Source organism: Streptomyces sp. NPDC091377, from assembly GCF_044757045.1.
GTDB lineage: Bacteria > Actinomycetota > Actinomycetes > Streptomycetales > Streptomycetaceae > Streptomyces.
The window spans coordinates 50,910-69,436 of the sequence record NZ_JBIVUE010000029.1 but is presented as its reverse complement, the minus strand read 5'-3'; the positions used below and the strand labels follow the sequence as shown (position 1 = coordinate 69,436).

Annotated in this window: 11 protein-coding genes and 3 pseudogenes; 3 read left to right on the top strand and 11 right to left on the bottom strand. The window is 70.2% G+C overall.

Annotated elements, in window-relative coordinates:
• Nucleotides 1–18 precede the first annotated feature (18 nt).
• Nucleotides 19–1,530: an L-arabinose isomerase gene (gene araA / locus ACIQNG_RS36960; protein WP_401491363.1), complete on the top strand. Its 1,512-nt coding sequence runs from the start codon at nt 19–21 to the stop codon at nt 1,528–1,530.
• Nucleotides 1,531–1,785: 255 nt separating this feature from the next.
• Here the strand turns inward: araA and ACIQNG_RS36955 are convergent, their stop codons facing one another.
• The gene (locus tag ACIQNG_RS36955) at nt 1,786–2,943 is read right to left on the bottom strand and encodes a hypothetical protein (RefSeq protein ID WP_401491361.1); all 1,158 of its coding nucleotides are present in this window, start codon (nt 2,941–2,943) and stop codon (nt 1,786–1,788) included.
• Between the two features lie 109 nt (nt 2,944–3,052).
• Nucleotides 3,053–3,499, bottom strand: a pseudogene (locus ACIQNG_RS36950) (SRPBCC family protein); the annotation flags it as partial.
• Between the two features lie 92 nt (nt 3,500–3,591).
• Between ACIQNG_RS36950 and purU the strand changes: the two are divergent.
• Together purU and ACIQNG_RS36940 are read left to right on the top strand one after the other, a co-directional pair.
• Nucleotides 3,592–3,789, top strand: a pseudogene (gene purU, locus ACIQNG_RS36945) (formyltetrahydrofolate deformylase); the annotation flags it as partial.
• Nucleotides 3,790–3,924: 135 nt separating this feature from the next.
• The gene (locus ACIQNG_RS36940) at nt 3,925–4,722 is read left to right on the top strand and encodes an IclR family transcriptional regulator (RefSeq protein WP_401491359.1); all 798 of its coding nucleotides are present in this window, start codon (nt 3,925–3,927) and stop codon (nt 4,720–4,722) included.
• Here ACIQNG_RS36940 and folP read toward each other — a convergent pair.
• From folP to ACIQNG_RS36895, 9 genes and pseudogenes are all read right to left on the bottom strand, one after another.
• A pseudogene (gene folP / locus ACIQNG_RS36935) lies at nt 4,719–5,529 on the bottom strand (dihydropteroate synthase). The gene ACIQNG_RS36940 and the pseudogene folP sit on opposite strands and share 4 nt — an antisense overlap.
• A 112-nt stretch (nt 5,530–5,641) precedes the next feature.
• Nucleotides 5,642–6,244, bottom strand: a complete 603-nt coding sequence (locus tag ACIQNG_RS36930) for a sarcosine oxidase subunit gamma (RefSeq protein ID WP_401491357.1) — start codon at nt 6,242–6,244, stop codon at nt 5,642–5,644.
• Nucleotides 6,237–9,569, bottom strand: coding sequence for a sarcosine oxidase subunit delta family protein (locus ACIQNG_RS36925; RefSeq protein ID WP_401491355.1), 3,333 nt, complete (start codon nt 9,567–9,569; stop codon nt 6,237–6,239). The genes ACIQNG_RS36930 and ACIQNG_RS36925 overlap by 8 nt, the downstream gene beginning before the upstream one ends.
• Before the next feature lie 11 nt (nt 9,570–9,580).
• Complete coding sequence (locus ACIQNG_RS36920) at nt 9,581–10,813, bottom strand: sarcosine oxidase subunit beta family protein (protein ID WP_401491353.1); 1,233 nt, start codon at nt 10,811–10,813, stop codon at nt 9,581–9,583.
• A gap of 70 nt (nt 10,814–10,883) precedes the next feature.
• A complete protein-coding gene (locus ACIQNG_RS36915) occupies nt 10,884–11,744 on the bottom strand; it encodes a bifunctional methylenetetrahydrofolate dehydrogenase/methenyltetrahydrofolate cyclohydrolase (protein ID WP_401491351.1) in 861 nt (286 codons plus the stop codon).
• Nucleotides 11,745–11,799: 55 nt separating this feature from the next.
• Nucleotides 11,800–14,238: an FAD-dependent oxidoreductase gene (locus tag ACIQNG_RS36910; RefSeq protein ID WP_401491349.1), complete on the bottom strand. Its 2,439-nt coding sequence runs from the start codon at nt 14,236–14,238 to the stop codon at nt 11,800–11,802.
• A gap of 204 nt (nt 14,239–14,442) precedes the next feature.
• The gene (locus tag ACIQNG_RS36905) at nt 14,443–15,417 is read right to left on the bottom strand and encodes an ABC transporter substrate-binding protein (protein ID WP_401491347.1); all 975 of its coding nucleotides are present in this window, start codon (nt 15,415–15,417) and stop codon (nt 14,443–14,445) included.
• A 13-nt stretch (nt 15,418–15,430) separates the two neighbouring features.
• On the bottom strand, nt 15,431–17,440 hold the full coding sequence (locus ACIQNG_RS36900) for an ABC transporter permease (RefSeq protein WP_401491345.1): 2,010 nt from the start codon (nt 17,438–17,440) through the stop codon (nt 15,431–15,433).
• Nucleotides 17,440–18,525 carry a glycine betaine/L-proline ABC transporter ATP-binding protein gene (locus tag ACIQNG_RS36895; RefSeq protein ID WP_401491343.1) on the bottom strand — a complete coding sequence of 362 codons (1,086 nt, stop codon included), beginning with the start codon at nt 18,523–18,525 and terminating at the stop codon, nt 17,440–17,442. Before ACIQNG_RS36895 ends, ACIQNG_RS36900 begins: the two co-directional genes overlap by 1 nt.
• Between the last annotated feature and the right edge of the window lie 2 nt (nt 18,526–18,527).

Below are 18,527 nucleotides of genomic sequence, written 5' to 3'. Positions count from 1 at the left end.
TCACCTTCAGGAGTCCATGTGCCCAGCCGAACTTCCCCCGCCCAGGAGATCTGGTTCCTCACCGGGAGCCAAGGCCTGTACGGAGAGAAGACGCTGAAGCAGGTCGCCGACCAGTCGCGGCAGATCGCCGCCGCGCTGGCCGACGCCTCCGGCATTCCCGCGCGCGTGGTGTGGAAGCCGGTACTGACCGACACCGACGCCATCCGCCGGGTGTGCCTCGACGCCAACGCCGACGACCGGTGCACCGGGCTCATCGCCTGGATGCACACCTTCTCGCCAGCCAAGATGTGGATCGCCGGACTGGACGCGCTGCGCAAGCCGCTGCTGCACCTCCACACCCAGTCGAACGTGGCCCTGCCCTGGGACACCATCGACATGGACTTCATGAACCTCAACCAAGCCGCGCACGGAGACCGCGAGTTCGGGCACATCCAGGCCCGCGTCGGCGTACCCCGCAAGACCGTGGCCGGCCACGTCACCGACCCGGTGACGACCGGACGCATCGCGGTCTGGGCGCGGGCCGCCGCCGCACGATCCGAACTGGCCACCCTCAAGGTCGCCCGCTTCGGCGACAACATGCGCGACGTGGCCGTCACCGAGGGCGACAAGGTCGAGGCCCAACTGCGCTTCGGCGTCTCCGTCAACACCTACGGCGTCAACGACCTGGTGGAAGTCGTCGACGACGCGGACGAGACCGAGGTGACTGCCCTCGTCAAGGAGTACGAGGACCTGTACCACCTGGCGCCGGAACTGCGGCCCGGAGGCGACCGGCACGAATCGCTGCGCTACGCGGCCCGCATCGAAGCCGGCCTGCGCACCTTCCTGGAAACGGGCGGCTTCGGGGCCTTCACCACCAACTTCGAGGACCTGGGCGGACTGCGCCAGCTGCCCGGCCTCGCGGTCCAGCGGCTCATGGCCCAGGGGTACGGCTTCGGAGGTGAGGGCGACTGGAAGACCGCTGTCCTGCTGCGCGCCCTCAAGGTGGCCGCCACCGGCCTCCCGGGCGGCACCTCCTTCATGGAGGACTACACCTACGACCTGACACCGGGCAACGAGCTCATTCTCGGCGCACACATGCTGGAAGTCTGCCCCACCATCGCGGCCGCCCGGCCCAGCTGCGAGATCCACCCCCTCGGCATCGGCGGGCGGGAGGACCCGGTGCGCCTGGTGTTCGACGCCGCCCCCGGCCCGGCCGTGGTGGTCGGCCTCGCCGACCTCGGCGACCGCTTCCGCCTGATCGCCAACGACATCGACGTGGTCGCACCCCCTCACCCGCTGCCCGTCCTGCCGGTCGCCCGCGCGGTCTGGCGGCCCCGCCCCGACCTGCGGACCTCCACCGAATCCTGGCTGACGGCCGGAGGACCGCACCACACCGTCCTCAGCACCGCTCTCACCTCCGACCACCTCGACGACCTGGCGGAGATGCTCCGCCTGGAACTCGCCCTCATCGACGGGACCACCAACCCGAGGCAGTTCCGGCGCGATCTCCGCTGGAACCAGGCGTACCACCGGCTGGCACAGGGATTGTGAACCAGGATCTCCGTCGCGGCCGGGGCGCCCTGCCAGCCATTGCCTGCGCCTCAGCGTCGACCCTCACCCGACCATGCTCTGCTGTCCCATCTGCGGATGTTGGCCGCCCCTTCGGCTGGGCCGTTGTCAGGTGGGTGGCTGCACGTTATCCACTCCTCTGTGCTCGGGACTTGCCTATGGCATACCGATGCCCCGGTACCTGGCCTGTCGCCAGGTCGGGTACCGGGGCACTGTGGGGCCGGCCTGGCTATTCGTTCACGCCGTAGTAGTCGGCGAGGAACTGTCCGATCGCCGCTGCGTGGGGCAGAAGCTGGGGCAGGTGGGCTGAGAGGGCTGTGCGGGTGGCTTCGGCGAGTTCGGCGCGGGAGCCGGTGGAGGTGGAGACGTAGGGGTCGAGGCGGCGGATGAGTTCGTAGTTGCTGGCGACGTCGACGGAGCGCAGGGCGCCTTCCACCGGTGGTGCGCCGGCCGGGGGGGGACGAGGGGGAGGATGCGGGAGATGAAGGTGACGCGGTGGAGGATGCGCCAGCAGGGGGGTTTGCGGTCGCTGTGGCGGGCCTGGCGGAGGGCAGCGGCGTTGGGGTCGTTGCTGCTGGTGAGCCAGGTGGGGTCGGCGACCTTGTTGTAGAAGTCGTCGAAGTGGGTGGTGTCCTGGCCGAGGTAGAAGGTCATGAAGCGGTAGGCGTCGACCTTGCCGGGGACGAGGACGGGTTTGCCGGTGGCGTCGTACTTGGGCTGGCCGTTCTCGTACTTCTGGAGGTCGCGGGTGGGGTTGCAGGTGACTTCGAGGCTGTTGGAGCGGGTGGCTTCCTTGGAGCGTTGGCGGGTGACGGTCAGCCCGCCGCCGATGGAGGCGTCGAATTGGAAGGCCAGACCGACGCCGAAGGCTCCGAAGGCGAACTCCAGGGATCCGGTGGCCGAGCCGGAGACGCTGTAGGAGCCGCCGGTGGTCTGGGTCACCACATCGGTGGTGCCGGTGGTTTCCGCGAAGAAGCCGCCGTCGGCGGTCCACACGTAGGTGTTGGCGATGTTCCGGTTGGCGAACGACCCCGCCGACTGGGTGGGGGCCTTCTTCTCGGGTGCCTCGGGAGGAACGCCGACGAAGGACTCCAGGACCTTCCCGGCGCGGTCGGCGGTGGGGTCACTGGCGTCCGTCTCGGTGGAGACGGTGCTGTAGTAGTTCTCCAGCTCCTGGCGTTCGCGCAGGATGCGGCGCTTGATGGCGTACGCCTCACGGGGCTTGAAGTAGCTGTACTCGCCCCGCTGGCTCGCGTTCGGATACGCCGGGTCGAGAACCTTGCCCCGGTCGTCGAAGCCGACGCCGCCGTCGAGGGTGCCCTGCTTGGTGTACTGGGGGTTGAGGGGGAAGGTGATGATGTTCCAGTCCTTGGGGATGTCCGGATTGGGCAGCATCCGGTACGCGACCAGCGCCCCTGAGTGCGCGAGCCGCAGTGCGTAGACGTCAGCGGTCTCGGACTGGACCAGGGCGTAGCCCTTGTTGGCGGGGACGTAGCGGCGGCCGATGCGCCTGCGAGCGCATCGCCGGCTGGGTGCGCTCGCAGGCGTCGAAGTCCTGTTGGTCGACCCGGTGGAACAGATCCACCGAACGGTCCATGTCCTTGCCGCTCTCCACCACGCGCGGCAGGTACAGCCAGTCGCACTCGACGACCGTACGGTCGGGTGCCAGCGGGTACATCCGAGGGAAGATCACATGGTCGGGCACGAGGTCGATCAAGACCTGCGGCCGGACGGTGATCCCGTAGGAGCGGCGGTCCTGGTCGTCGGCGACACCCGGGATGCGGTCCAGGCCCTCGGATCCGTCGACCTTGAACCCCTGGACGTCCTCACCGAACTCCGCGCCGTCACCCACGTAACACTGGGCGGCGTAGCCGTCCTCGAACTCCGCCAGCACCTCGATGAGTTCGGGGTGGATCGTGGCGCAGTGGTAGCACTCCATGCAGTTCTCGATTTGGAAGGCGCGCTTGACCTCGCCGGACTCCTTGGTGCAGAGCTTGACGCCGGGCTGCACCCGGCGGCCGAACCCCTGTCAAGTTGCACATGGCGCACCACGTCACGTCCGTCCTCGACGAAGGGCCGATCATCGAGCAGGACGTCGTCCGCGTGGACCACTCCCGCGCCCCCGACGAGCTGGTCACCATGGGCCGTGACGTCGAGGCCCAGGTGCTCGCCCGCGCCGTCGAGTGGCACAGCGAGAGCCGGGTGCTGGTGAACGGACAATGCACCGTGGTCTTCCGCTGACACGGCAGGCCGTGCGACCATGCGGGCGGCCGGATCCAGCCATCCGCGGCCGTCCCCGCCCGTCTCCCACACGGCCCCAACAGGACCCGCGAAGCCCCTTGAAGGCCCACGGAGAACCATGCATATAGTTGCGCTATGAGCAACCACACCGCAGATAGTGAAACAGCGGGGCCCACCGTGAACGGTGTGCAGTCCGTCGACCGCGCCGTCAGCGTCCTGGAGATCCTCGCCCAGCGCGGCGAGGCGGGCGTCAGCGAGGTGGCCGCCGAGATCGACGTCCACAAGTCGACCGCGTTCCGGCTGCTCGGGGCACTGGAGGCGCGCGGACTCGTCGAGCAGACGGCCGAGCGGGGCAAGTACCGGCTCGGCTTCGGGATCGTACGCCTGGCCGGCGCGGTCACGGGCCGCCTCGACATCACCCAGCAGGGCCGGCCGGTGTGCGAGCGGCTCAGCGAGGAGATCGGCGAGACCGTCAACATCGCCGTCCTGCAGGAGCACTACGCGGTCAACCTGTATCAGGTACGCGGTCCGGGCGCCGTCGGCACCCACAACTGGGTCGGCCAGCTCACGCCGGTCTACGCCACGTCGAGCGGCAAGATCCTGCTGGCCCATCTGCCGGCGAAGGAGCGCGACGCCGTGCTCGCGGCGTCCACGGTGCAGAAGCTCACGCCGCACACCCTGACCGCGAGGACGAAGCTGGAGAAGAACCTCGCCGAGGCGCGGGAGCGCGGGTACGCGGTGACGCTGGAGGAGCTCGAGATCGGACTCCAGGCCCTGGCGGCCCCGATCCGCTCCCGCGACGGCGAAGTCATCGCCGCGCTCAGCGCCTCCGGCCCCGCCTACCGCTTCACCGAGGAACGCATCCACGAGGTGGCACCGCTGCTGATCAGCGGCGCGGACGAGATCAGCCGCCGGACGGGCTACCTGGGCTAAGGCTCCACACCCTCGACACCCCAGCGGGCCGTCACCCGTACCGCGTCCGCCGTCGACGCGACGTCGTGCACACGCAGACACCAGACGCCCTGTGCGGCGGCGAGTACGGACACGGCGGTGGTCGCGGCATCGCGCAGGCACGCGGGGCGGGGCTGTCCCGTCGTCCGGTCGGCCGGCAGACTGCCCAGGAAGGACTTGCGTGACGCGCCCACGAGGACGGGGTGCTCCAGGGCCATGACGTCACCCAGTCGGCCCAGCGGCTCCCAGTTGTGGTCGGGCGTCTTGGCGAGGCCCAGCCCGGGGTCGACGGCCAGGCAGTCGGGCGCTGTCCCTGCCTCCAGCGCGGCGTCGACCCTCAGCCGCAGCTCGTCGAGCACCTCGGTGACGACGTCGTCGTAGACGGCGTTCGCCTGCATGCCGGCGGAGTGTCCACGCCCGTGCATCAGCACGTACGGCGTGCCCGCCCGGGCCATCAGCGGCAGCATCGCGGGGTCGGCGAGGCCCCCCGAGACGTCGTTGACCAGCCGCGCACCCGCGTCCAGCGCGCGTGCGGCGACCTCCGCCCGCATGGTGTCGACGCTCACGATCGCGCCCGCCGCGGAGAGTTTCCGGACGACGGGCAGGACGCGTCGCAGCTCCTCCTCCACCGGCAGGCGTGCCGCGCCGGGGCGGGGTTGACTCGCCGCCCACGTCCACGATGTCCGCGCCCTGTTCGAGCAGCGCGAGCCCGTGCGTGACAGCGGCGTCGGCGGCGAACCATAGCCCGCCGTCGGAGAACGAGTCCCGCGTCACGTTCACGACACCCATGACCAGCGTCCGGCGGGGGCGTGGCAACCCCCGCGGGTGAAGTACGGGGTTCCAGGACGCCGTACCGGTGTTCCCCACTGGGGGCGACGGGGTGCGGCCCGTCGGGTCTTTCTCAGAGGTACTCGGTCGCCGCGTCGAGCAGCCAGTCCGCCAGATAGCCGGCGAACGTCGATCGCACCAGGACCCAGAACCCGGCCCTGGGTTCGTCCCGGGCGACCAGGACGACCTGGGTGCGGCCCAGTGTCGTCTGGGCGCAGCGGCCGGAACCGAAGGCCCGCGGATGCAGGTCCAGCGGACAGCCGTGGGCCAGCAGGTCCCGGGCGCGCGGGCCCGTGACCAGGAGCGTGGTGCGCTGCGCGGAGACGTCGGTGACCGAGACGTGCTCGTCGCCCGCGGCCTCCCGGATCCGGCTCTCCAGGTCCCGCTCGCTGCCCTGCGGTCCCACCAGCAGCCACTCGTCCGGGCCGAGCCACAGCGCGGTCAGCTCCCCCGCGCGTACCACCCTGTTCGGCTGGAGCGGCAGTTGCAGGTCCAGTGCGAGCCCGACGGCTTCTGCCGCCGCTCCCTTGACGTCGAGGCGCACGTTGAGCTGGGCCAGGAAGGGGAGTTCGGCCAGCCTGATCGCACCCCCGGACGCGTGTGTCGCGGTGGCCAGGCGGTCGGTGACATGCGACAGCGGGCTGCGGAGCGGGGCGGTAAGGGCGGTGTCAGCCATCGCGGCGTGCTCCCTCGGGGTCGTAGAGGACGGGGCCGGCGACGGTCACCGGCACCAGCTGGTCGCCGACCGGGGCGTACAGCCGCTCGCCGATACGGTCCCGGCCGCCCTTGATCAGGGCGAGCGCGAACGTCCGGCCGAGGGCGGCGCTGCGATAGCTGGAGGTGACATGGCCGAGCATGGGGACCGGCGGGGTCGGCAGCACACCGTCGGCGATCAGGTGGGTGCCTTCCGGGAGGAAGGTCCCGGGGTTTTCGGGGAGCAGGCCGACCAGGTGCTTGCGGTCGGGACGGGACGTGTCCGCGCGGGCGTAGGACCGCTTGCCGATGAAGTCCGGCTTCTTCTTCGACACCACCCAGCTCATGCCGAGGTCCTGCGGCGTGACCGTGCCGTCGGTGTCCTGGCCGATGATCGGGTAGCCCTTCTCGGCGCGCAGGACGTGCATGGTCTCCGTGCCGTACGGGGTGATGCCGTACGGGGCGCCGGCCTCGTGCACGGCCTCCCACAGGGCGAGGCCCTGCCATGGTGACACGTTGATCTCGAAGGCGAGTTCGCCGGAGAAGCTGATCCGGCAGACCCGGGCCTCGATGCCCGCGACGGTAGTCTCCCGCCAGGCCATGAACGGGAAGTCGTCGTTGGTCACGGCCAGTTGGGGCGCGAGGCAGGCGAGGACCTCCCGGGACTTCGGACCGACGAGTGCGACCGTCGACCACTGCTCGGTCACGGAAGTGCAGTGGACCTTCAGCTCGGGCCACTCGGTCTGGTGCCACTCCTCCATCCAGTCGAGTACGGCGGCGGCGTTGCCCGTCGTCGTGGTGACCAGGAAGCGCCCCGGGGCGACGCGGATGACCGTGCCGTCGTCGAAGACCATGCCGTCCGGGCGGCACATGACGCCGTAGCGGATCATGCCGACCTTCAGGGTGCTCATCATGTTGGTGTAGAGCCGGTCGAGGAAGACGCCGGCGTCCGGACCCTGCACGTCGATCTTGCCGAGGGTGGAGGCGTCCATGAAGCCGACGCTCTCGCGGGTGGCGGCGCACTCGCGCAGTACGGCGGCTTCCATGTCCTCACCGCCTCGCGGGTAGTACCAGGGGCGCTTCCACTGGCCGACGTTCTCGAACAGAGCACCGTGCGCGACATGCCACTCATGGATGGCGGTCGTGCGGACCGGGTCGCTCAGCACACCCCGGTCGCGGCCGGCGAGGGCGGCGAAGGAGACCGGGGTGTACGGCGGGCGGAACGTGGTCGTGCCGAGCGCCGAGATGTCCACGCCGAGCAGTTCGGCGACGACGCCACTGGCCAGGGTGCCGGAGGTCTTGCCCTGGTCGTTGGCGGTGCCGGCGGTGGTGTAGCGCTTGGTGTGCTCGACCGAGCGCAGACCGGCGCCGGTCGCGCGGGCCAGGTCGTCGACGGTGACGTCGCGCTGGAGATCGACGAAGCGGGGACCGTCTGCGGCGCCCGGGACGACGTACACGTGCATCGGCGGCGTCGGCCGCGGCTGCGCGGGCGCCTGCGGGAGGCGGGGCGCCTGGGGCGGGTAACCCTCGGCCTCGATGGCACGGGCACCTGAGGCCGCGCCCTGTGCCAGGACCGTGGCCGGGTCGAGGACGCCGCTCGCGCTGCCCGCGACCTCGACGGCCTGGCGGCAGGTGTCGGGGACGAAGGAGCCCAGCGTCTCGTCGTGGCGCAGTTTGCCACCGGACTGGCTGAACAGGTGCGCCACCGGGTTCCAGCCGCCGGAGACCAGCAGCAGGTCGGCGGTGAACTCGCGCCGCCCCGCGGACTGTCCGTACGGTGCGACGGTCGCGGCGGTGAGGCGAGCCTCGCCCTCCGTGCCGGTGACGGCGTGGCCGGGCAGGACTTCGATGCCGGCCGCCCTCGCGCGCTCGGCCCACTCCCCCGGTTCGGGGCGGGTGTCGACGATCGCCGTAATGGCGAGGCCGGCCGAGGCGAGGTCCAGGGCCGCCTCGTACGCGCTGTCGTTGGTGGTGAAGACGACCGCGCGACGGCCGGGCAGGACGCCGTGGCGGTTGACGTGGGTGCGGGCGGAGGAGGCCAGCATCACGCCGGGGCGGTCGTTGTTCGCGAAGGCCAGTGAGCGCTCGTGGGCGCCCGTGGCGAGGACGACCCGGCGGGCGCGGATGCGCCAGACGCGTTCGCGGGAGACGTTCTCGGGGGCGTCGGCGCCGAGGTGGTGGGTGCGGCGCTCGACGGCGAGGAGGTGGTTGTCGTCGTAGTAGCCGAAGACGGTGGTGCGCGGCAGGACACGGACCGCGGGGGCGGCGTCGAGCAGTTCCGTCACCTCCCGTACCCAGTCGAGGTGCTCGGCCGTGCCGAGGAGGCTGCCGCCGAGTTCCGGCTGGTCGTCGGCGAGGATGACGCGGGCGCCGCTTCTCGCCGCGACCGCCGCTGCCGCGAGGCCGGCCGGGCCGGCGCCGACGATCAGCAGGTCGCAGTGGGCGTGTACGGCGTCGTAGCGGGCGGGGTCCGGGGCGGTGGCGAGGCGGCCCTGGCCGGGGAGGCTGGTCGCGACCAGGCCGTCGTAGAGCTCGACGGTCGTCGCGGGGAGCATGGGCTCCGGGAAGGGTTCCTCGATCTGGACGACCGCGTTGGGCTCTTCGACGCCGGCGGAGAAGATGCCTCGGGGGCGGCCGAGCTTGATGCTGGTGCCGGCCCGGATGACGCCGTTGGCGAGGAGGGCGGAGGCGAGGGTGTCGCCTCGGTAGCCCTGGTATCCGGTGCCGTCGAAGGTGAAGGTGAGGGGGGTGTCGCGGTCGATTCGGCCGCGGGTCGCGTGGCGGAACGGGTTGGTCTCGCCCCCGCCGCCCCTACCCGTCCCATCCTGAAGGGGCTCCGCCCCTTCGATCCCGCTGGGGGCTGGGCCCCCGGACCCCGCTTCGGCCTGAACGGCCTTGTCCTCAAGCGCCGGACGGGCTGGAATGCCTGGACCGGCGCCGAGAGGCGAAGCACCCTGCGGGTGGGCGGGGGATGGGAACGGTGGTGTCGCGTCCTCGAACGCCGGACGGGCTGGTACGGCCTGCCTTGGCTCAACAGGCGCCGGGCGTTCCTCGCCCGACCTGTACACCGTCAGGATCTCGTTCGTCGACGTGTCCCGTACCGCGTTGAACCAGCGGCGGCAGCCCGCCGCGTGGCTCCAGCGCTCGGCGAAGGGGCCCTTCGGGTTGTCGCGGAAGAAGAGGTAGCGGGCCCACTCCTGGTCGGAGAGGGACGCCGGGTCCTCGGGGTACGGCACATGGGCCTGGCCGCCGTAGTGGAACTCGGCCTCGTCGCGGGGCCCGCACCACGGGCAGGGGATGAGCAGCATGGTTCGGCTCCCTAGTGGGCCACCGCGGCAGCGCCGTGCTCGTCGACGAGCGCGCCGGTGGTGAAACGGTCGAGCGAGAAGGGGGCGTTGAGGGCGTGCGGGGTGTCGTGGGCGATGGTGTGGGCGTAGACCCAGCCGACGCCCGGGGTGGCCTTGAAGCCGCCCGTTCCCCAGCCGCAGTTGAGGTAGAGGCTGTCGACGGGGCTGAGCCCGATGATCGGTGAGGCGTCGGGGCTGGTGTCGACAATGCCACCCCAGGTGCGCAGCACGTGGGCGCGGGCGAAGACGGGGAACAGCTCCAGGGCCGCGGCCATCTGCTCTTCGATGATGTGGAAGGCGCCGCGCTGGGTGTAGGAGTTGTAAGCGTCGATGCCTGCGCCCATGACCAGCTCGCCCTTGTGGGCTTGGCTGACGTACACGTGGACGGCGTTGGACATGACGACCGTGGGGTGGATCGGCTGGAGGAGTTCCGATACCAGGGCCTGCAACGGGTGGCTCTGGATGGGGAGTTCGATGCCCGCCATCGCCGCGAGGACCGAGGTGTGGCCCGCCGAGCAGAGCGCGACCTTGCCGGCCGCGATGGGGCCGAGGTCGGTCTGGACGCCGACGACCCGGTTGCCGACCACGTCGAGGCCGGTGACCTCGCAATTCTGGATGATGTCGAGGCCGGCGGCGTCGGCCGAGCGGGCCAGGCCCCAGGCGACGTAGTCGTGCTTGGCGATGCCCGCGCGCGGCTGGTACGTGGCGCCCAGGACCGGGTAGCGCACGTCCTGCGAGATGTTGACGATCGGGCAGACTTCCTTGACGCCGTCCGCGTCGAGCCACTCCGCGTCCACGCCGTTGAGGCGGTTCGCCTCGACGCGCCGCACGCTGTCGCGGACGTCCTGGAGGCTGTGGGCCAGGTTCAGCACGCCGCGCTGGGAGAAGAGGATCGGGTAGTCGAGCTCGTCCGCTAGGCCCTCCCAGAGCTTGAGCGCGTGCTCGTAGATGCCGGCGCTCTCGTCCCACAGGTAGTTGGAGCGGATGATCGTGGTGTTACGGGCCATGTTGCCGCCCGCGAGCCAGCCCTTCTCCAGCACCGCGACATCGGTGATGCCGTGGTTCTTGGCGAGGTAGTGCGCGGTGGCCAGGCCGTGTCCGCCGCCGCCGACGATCACCACGTCGTACGACCGCTTGGGCTCGGGGTTGCGCCACAGCCAGTCGGGGTGGTCGGGGAGGTCGGCGCCGGGGATGCGGGGGCTCATCGGACGTCTCCGTCTTCTGAAAGGGCTTCTTCGAGGTGCGGATTCTGCGGGTGCTCGGGGACGTGCGCGTTCATACGGCGGTGGTGTTCCTCTCGGCGGCCTCGACGACGTTGGCCAGCAACATCGCCCGTGTCATGGGGCCCACGCCGCCGGGCATGGGCGCGATCCATCCGGCGACCTGGGCGGCGTCCGGGTGGATGTCGCCGACCAGGCCCTGGTCGGTGCGGGTGATGCCGACGTCCAGGACCGCGGCGCCGGGGCGCAGCATGTGCTTGGTGACCAGTCCGGGCGAGCCGGCGGCGGCGATGACGATGTCCGCCTCCCGTACGTGCCAGGCAAGGCCCTTGGTGCCGGTGTGGCAGAGGGTCACGGTGGCGTTCTCGGAGCGGCGGGTGAGGAGGAGGCCGATGGGGCGTCCTACCGTGATGCCCCGGCCGATCACGCAGACGCGCGCTCCGGCGAGCGGTACGTCGTGGCGGCGAAGGAGTTCCACGATGCCGCGCGGGGTGCACGGCAGCGGGGCCTCGACGCCCAGGGTGAGCCGGCCGAGGTTGACGGGGTGCAGTCCGTCGGCGTCCTTGGCCGGGTCCATGCGTTCCAGTACGGCGTTGGCGTCCAGGTGGCGCGGGAGCGGGAGCTGGACGATGTAGCCGGTGCAGGCCGGGTCGGCGTTGAGCTCGTCGATCGTCGCCTCGATCTGCTCCTGTGAGGCGTTGGCGGGCAGGTCCCGGCGGATCGAGGCGATGCCGACCTGGGCGCAGTCGCGGTGCTTTCCGCCGACGTAGGCATGGCTGCCCGGGTCGTCGCCGACCAGGACCGTGCCCAGGCCCGGCGGGCGGCCGTTGACGGCCGTCAGCTTGCCCACGCGCTCGGCGAGTTCGTGGCGGATGTCGGCGGCGGTCGCCTTGCCGTCGAGCAGCTGTGCGTTCACCGGCGGTGCTCCTTCCTCGGTTCTCCCCGGATTTCCTCGGAGTCGACGCGTGCTGTCAGCCGCGGAGGCGGGACATGGTGGGGTCGAACAGGGGCTCCTCGGCGACGACCGCCTCGACGCGCTGGTCGAAGTAGCCGATCTGTACGGGCCTGCCGGGAGTGGTGAGCTCGGCCGGGAGCCACGCGTAGGCGATGCCCTTGCCGATGGTGTAGCCGTAGGCGGCGCTGGTGACGTAGCCGACCGGGCGGTCGCCGTCGTACACCGGCTCCTTGCCCATGACGACCGACTGCGGGTCGTCGATGGTGAGGCAGGTCAGCCTGCGCCGCACGTTCTCCTTGCGGCGTTCCAGTGCGGCCTTGCCGATGAAGTCGCCCTTGTCGAGCTTGACGGCGAAGCCGACGCCGGCCTCGTAGGGGTCGTGCTCGTAGGTCATGTCGGTGCCGAAGGAGCGGTAGCCCTTCTCCAGGCGGAGGCTGTTGAAGGCGCCGCGGCCGGCGATGACGCCGCCGAGGGGCCTCGCCGCCTGCCACAGGATGTCCCACAGCTTCAGGCCCTGGTCGGCGGTGGTGTACAGCTCCCAGCCGAGTTCGCCGACGTACGACAGCCGCATCGCGGTCACCGGGACGCTGCCGATGTGGGCGCGCTTGGCGCGGAAGTACTTCAGGCCGTCGCCCGAGAAGTCCTCGTCCGTCAGCGGCTGGAGGACCTTGCGGGCCAGCGGGCCCCACAGGCCGATGCAGCAGGTGCCGGGGGTGATGTCGCGGACCTGGACCGTGCCGTCGGTGGGGAGGCGGCGGGTGAACCAGTCGAGATCGAGGTTGCCGTTGGCGCCGACCTGGAAGAGGTCGTGGGCGAGGCGGGCGACGGTGATGTCGCTGCGGATGCCGCCGTCGTGGTCGAGGAGCAGGGTGTAGGTGACCGAGCCGACGGACTTGGCGACCTTGCTGGTGCACAGGTGCTCCAGGAGTTCGGCGGCGCCGGGCCCGCTCACCTCCAGACGCTTGAGGGCCGTCATGTCGTACATCGCGACGGTCTCGCGGGTGGCCTGTGCCTCGGCGCCGACGATGGGCGACCAGAACTGGGCGGCCCAGTCGTTCGGGGTGGGGATGTTGCGGCCCTCGGCCAGCTTCGCGTTGGCCTCGTACCACTGCGGGCGTTCCCAGCCGCTCGCCTCCAGGAAGAAGGCGCCGTGCTCCTGCTGACGGGCGTGGAAGGGGCTGGTGCGGATGGGGCGCGGGTCGCCGGACGGCTGGAGGGGGTGGAGGATGTCGTAGACCTCGATGAAGTTCTGGCAGTCGCGGGCCAGGACGTACTCCGGGGACAGCTGGTGCGGCTCGAAGCGGTTGACGTCGCACTCGTGCAGGTCGAAGGTCGAGCAGTGCCCGTCGACCAGCCATTCGGCCATGGCCCGGCCGACGCCCGCGGAGTGGGTGACCCAGACCGCCTCGGCGACCCAGAAGCCCTTGACGTGCCTCGACTCGCCGAGGAGCGGGTAGTTGTCGGTGGTGAAGGAGAACAGGCCGTTGATGCCCTCCTCGACCTTGGCCTCCTGCGTCGAAGGGAGGAGGGACTGGGTCTCGGCCCAGGCGGGCTCGAAGTCCTCCTCGGTGAACTTCAGGACGGACGGCATCTCGGCAGCCTCGTCGAAGGCGCGGATGTCGTCCGCGGAGATCGGCATGGGGCGGTGACCGTAGGACCCGATGCCGATGCCGTCGAAGCGGTCGCGGTAGTAGAGGTCGGCGTCCTGGTGGCGCAGGATCGGGCGGACCGCCTCCTCGGTCTGGCCGGCGAGGGCGGGTATCGGGCCGGTCCAGGCGAGCTGGTGGGCGAGCGGGGTCAGCGGGAGGTTCATGCCGGCCATGCGGGCGATCTTCGGGCCCCAGATGCCGGCGCAGCACACGACGATGTCGGCGGGGATCTCGCCCTGGTCGGTCAGGACGCCGGTCACCTCGCCGTCGGCTTCGAGGACGTCGAGGACTTCGTGCCGGGCCAGGAAGCGCACACCGCGCTCGGTGGCCCGGCGGATCTGCGCCTCGACGGCGAGGACCGCCTTGGCGAGGCCGTCGGTCGGGACGAGGAGGCCGCCGAGGACTTTGTCACGGTCGATAAGCGGGTGCTTCTCGACGCACTCGTCGGCGCTCAGGATCCGCGACTCGATGCCCCAGGCGGTGATCCAGCCGTGCCTGCGGTGCAGTTCCGCGAGGCGCTCCGGCGTGGTCGCCAGTTCGAGGCCGCCGACCTGGAGGAAGCAGGGCTTGCCGTCGACGTCGAGGGAACAGAACTTCTCGACGGTGTAGCGGGCCAGCTCTGTCATGGTTTTCGAGGAGTTCGTCTGGAAGACCAGGCCGGGGGCGTGCGAGGTCGAGCCTCCGGTGGCCGGGAGCGGCCCTTGGTCGACCACGGTCACCTCGGTCCAGCCCCGCGCCGAGATCTCGTCCGCGAGAGCCGCGCCGACGACTCCCGCTCCGATGATGACCACACGCGGTCCCACCATCGCCGCACCTCCGGTTGAGTTGCTTTCTGCGCAACGTGACTCAGGTTGCGCAACTCAATGTGCCTGCCGTGCAGGTGGGTGTCAAGAGGTCCGGTGACGTCGGAGAACGACCCGGAAAAAGTCGGAGAACGACCCGGAAAAACAGCAATGCCCGGTGGGCGGTGCGCGTCCGTACGCACCGCCCACCGGGCATCCGAGAAGGGCCTACTTGATCCAGGCGTCCACCTTGGCGCGGTTGGCCTCGACCCACTTCTTCGCCGCCGCCTCGGGGGTCATCTTGTCCACCGCGATGTACTTGGCCACGGTGTTCTGGTCGTCGTTGGTCCAGGTGAAGTTCTTCACCAGGTCATAGGCGGGGCTGCCCGACTTGGCGAACTTCGCACTGACGATCTTGTCCAGCTTGTACACGGGGTAGTCGCAGTTCACCTTCTCGGCGTCGGCGTCACAGCCCGTCTCGTACTCGGGCAGCTTGACCTTCTTCAGCGGCACCTCGGACAGGAACCACTGCGGCTCGTAGAAGTAGCCGATCACCCATTCCTTGTTTTTCTCCGCCTTGCGGAATGCCTGGATGAGGGCGGTCTCGCTGCCCGCGTACACGACCTTGAAGTCCAGCTTCAGGTTCTTCACCAGCGCCTCGTCGTTGGTGACGAACGACGGGTCGCCGTCGAGGAGTTGCCCCTTGCCGCCGGACTCCGACGTCTTGAACTCGGCCGCGTACTTGTCGAGGTTGTTCCAGTCGAGGATGTCCGGGTGCTCCTCGGCCAGCCACGGCGGCACGTACCAGCCGATGCGGCCTTCGTTGCCGGTCGCGCCGGCGTCGACGGCGGTCTTCTGGTCGTTGATGTACTTCTTCTTCAGGTCGTCGTGACCCCAGTTCTCGACGACGGCGTCGACCTCACCCGTCCCGAAGCCCTGCCAGGCGATCTCTTCCTTGAGGTCCTTCTTGGTGACCTTGCAGCCGAGGTCCTGCTCCGCGACGTTCGCGATGACGGCCGCGTTGGCCTCGTAGCCCACCCACGGATTGACCGCGAGGTTGAGCGTGCCGCACGCGCCGGAGCCGCCCGAGCCGCCGGCATCCGAGGAGTCACCGACCTTCGCACCACCGCAGGCGGTGAGGGTGAGGCCGAGGACCGCTATGCCGGCCGCGCCGACTCTCCACTGTCTTGCTTGCCTTGCCATGGCCAGTTGCTCCTTACGCGCTGGTACGCCGCGCCGCTGCCTGAGTGATCCGGTCGAACATGACTCCGAGAAGGACGATGGCGAGCCCTGCGGCGAGCCCCTTCCCGAACAACTGCCCCTGCGAGAACCCGGCCACGACGTCGTAGCCGAGGGCGCCTGCCCCCACCAGGCCGCCCACCACAACCATCGACAGCACGTAGATCAGGCCCTGGTTGGTCGCGAGAGTCAGGGCGCCACGTGCCATCGGCAGTTGGACCTTGGTGATGATCTGCCAGGTGTTGCACCCGGCGGAGGTGGCCGCCTCCACGGTCGTCGCGGGCACGTTCCGCACCCCGTCCGCGATGATCTTCATGGCGACGGGGGCCGCGTAGACGACAGCGGCGACGATCGCCGTGAAGCGGGTCGCGCCGAACAGCGCGAGGAACGGCACGAGATAGACGAACGGCGGCATGACCTGTGCCGCGTCCAGGGTGGGCCGGATCAGCCGGTCCACCAGCGCGCTGCGTCCCATCCAGACGCCGAAGAAGACGCCGAGCAGCATCACGAGCACCGTGGCGACGAGGGTGGACGCCAGCGTCGTCATGCCGTCCGACCACACGCCGGTGCCGACCAGCAGACCCACGCAGACAGCCGTGGTGATACCGGCGCGCCAGCCGCCGAGGACGACGGCGAGTGCGATCAGTGCCGCGCCGACGAGCCACCACGGGGAGTCCGTGAGCAGCGCCTGGAACGGGTTGAGGAGACTGTTGGTGAGGGCGTCCCGGAAGGCGTTGGTGACGCCCGAGAGGTTGTCCTGCACCCAGGTGGTCACGGTGTCCGCCGTGCTCCTGATCGCGCTGCCGGTGCTCCCCTCGCCGGGGAACTCCACCGCCCACAGATAGGTGTGGGACAGATAGGCCAGGACCGCCATGACCGCGGCACCTGCCGCCAGCAGCGGGCGTCGCCAGGTCAGGAAGCGGTTCTTCGAGCGGCGGGCGGCCTCCTCGCGTGCGCTCGCCGCGGTGGTGACCCGGTCCAGCACGATGGCCAGGACGACGATGGCCAGACCCGCGTTGAAAGCCGTGCCGACGTCGAGCGTCTGGAGTGCCTGGACGACGGTCTTGCCGAGGCCGGGCGCGTCGATCAGGGCGGCGATGGTCACCATGGCCAGGGCGGCCATGATGGTCTGGTTGACGCCCATCACCACGGTCCGCTTGGACATCGGCAGCAGGACCTTCAGCAGGGACTGCCGTCGGGTGGCACCCAGCGAGTCGGCTGCCTCCACCGTCGTCTCCGGTACGGAGCGGATGGCGTGCGCGGTGATGCGGATCGTCGGCGGCGCGGCGTAGATCAGCGTGGCGATCGTGGCGGAGGCCGGGCCGATCTGGAAGAACAGCGTCAGCGGGGCCAGGTAGACGAAGGTCGGCATGGTCTGCATGAGGTCCAGGAAAGGCGTCACGAACCGGTTGAACCGGTCGGACAGTCCCGCCCACACGCCCAGCGGGATCGCGATCACCAGCGCCACGAAGACGGCTGAGACGGTGAGCGCCAGGGTGTCCATGCTCTCCTGCCACAGGCCCTGAAGGCCCAGGAAGGTGAAGCCGGCCACCGCCAGCAGCGCGACCCGCCAGTTGCCCACGGCCCAGGAGACATAGCCGGCGATGCCGACGACGCCGAGCCAGCCGATCTGCGGGACGGGCCGGTCGGCGGACGGCTGGGAGATCAGCTCTTGGACGAAGGTCACCAGGGAGTCGATGACCAGGCGGATCTCGTTGAAGAAGTACAGGAACAGCGGGTTGGAGTTGCGGTTCGCGCCGATCGAGTCGTTGACGTCGTTGAACCAGCGGTGCAGGTCGGTCAGGTCGGCCGCGGCGAGGGCGAGTGTCTGCTTTCCGCGCAGGACGACGAACAGCACCAGCCAGACGATCAGGATGGCGCCGACCAGCATGGACCGGCTGACCTTGCGCACCCTCTTGGCGGGAGCGGGCGGCTCGACGGCCCCGGTCTTCTGCGGTTGCTCGGCCTTCTCCACGGCGACGGTCATCACGCGCCGCCCTCCTGCCCGGCGACCACCGCGAGGATCTCCTCGTCGCCGACGATGCCGAGCAGCTCGCCGTTCTCGACGACCTTGACCGGCTTGTCGGCCGCGAGCACCGCCCGGGTGGCCTCCTTCACCACGACGTCGGGGCCCAGCTCGGGGCCGTCCAGGGCGTCGCCGTGCTCCACCGGGCGCATGATCCAGCGCAGGGTGAGCACGTCACCGCGCGGCACGTCCTTGACGAATTCGCGGACGTAGTCCTCCGCCGGGGCGCCGACTAGCTCGTCGCCGGTGCCGCACTGGACCATCTTGCCGTCGCGCATGATCAGGATGCGGTCGCCCAGCTTGAGGGCCTCGGAGAGGTCGTGGGTGATGAACACCATCGTCTTGCCGACCTCGTGGTGCAGGCGGATGACCTCGTTCTGCATGTCACGACGGATCATCGGGTCGAGCGCGGAGAACGGCTCGTCGAAGAAGAGCACGTCCGGGTCGCCGGCCAGCGCCCGGGCGAGGCCCACACGCTGCTGCATGCCGCCGGACAGCTGGTCGGGGTAGGAGTTCTCGTAGCCCGCGAGGCCGACCAGCTCGACGACCTCCTGGGCCCGCTTGGTGCGTTCGGCCCTGCCCATGCCGCGGATCTCCAGACCGAACGCCACGTTGTCCACGACGCGGCGGTGGGGCAGCAGACCGAAGTGCTGGAAGACCATGGAGAACTTGCGGCGGCGCAGGTCGCGTAGGCGTTTGGCGTCGGCCTGGCGGATGTCCTCGCCCTCGAAGACGACCTCCCCGGCGGTGGGTTCGATCAGCCGGGTCAGACAGCGCACCAGCGTGGACTTGCCGGACCCGGACAGGCCCATGACGACGAACACCTCGCCGGGCGAGACGTCGAAGTGGACGTCGCGTACGGCGGCGGTGCATCCGGTGCGGTCCATGAGCTCGCGGCGGGTGAGGCCGCACAGCTCCTCGGAGTCCGGAACCCGGTCGGCCTTCGGCCCGAACACCTTCCACAGCCTGCGCACGGAGATGACCGGGGTGGAGCCCGAGTCCTGGGACGTGCCGCGCCGCTGCGGCACCTCGGTCTGTGCGGTCACGT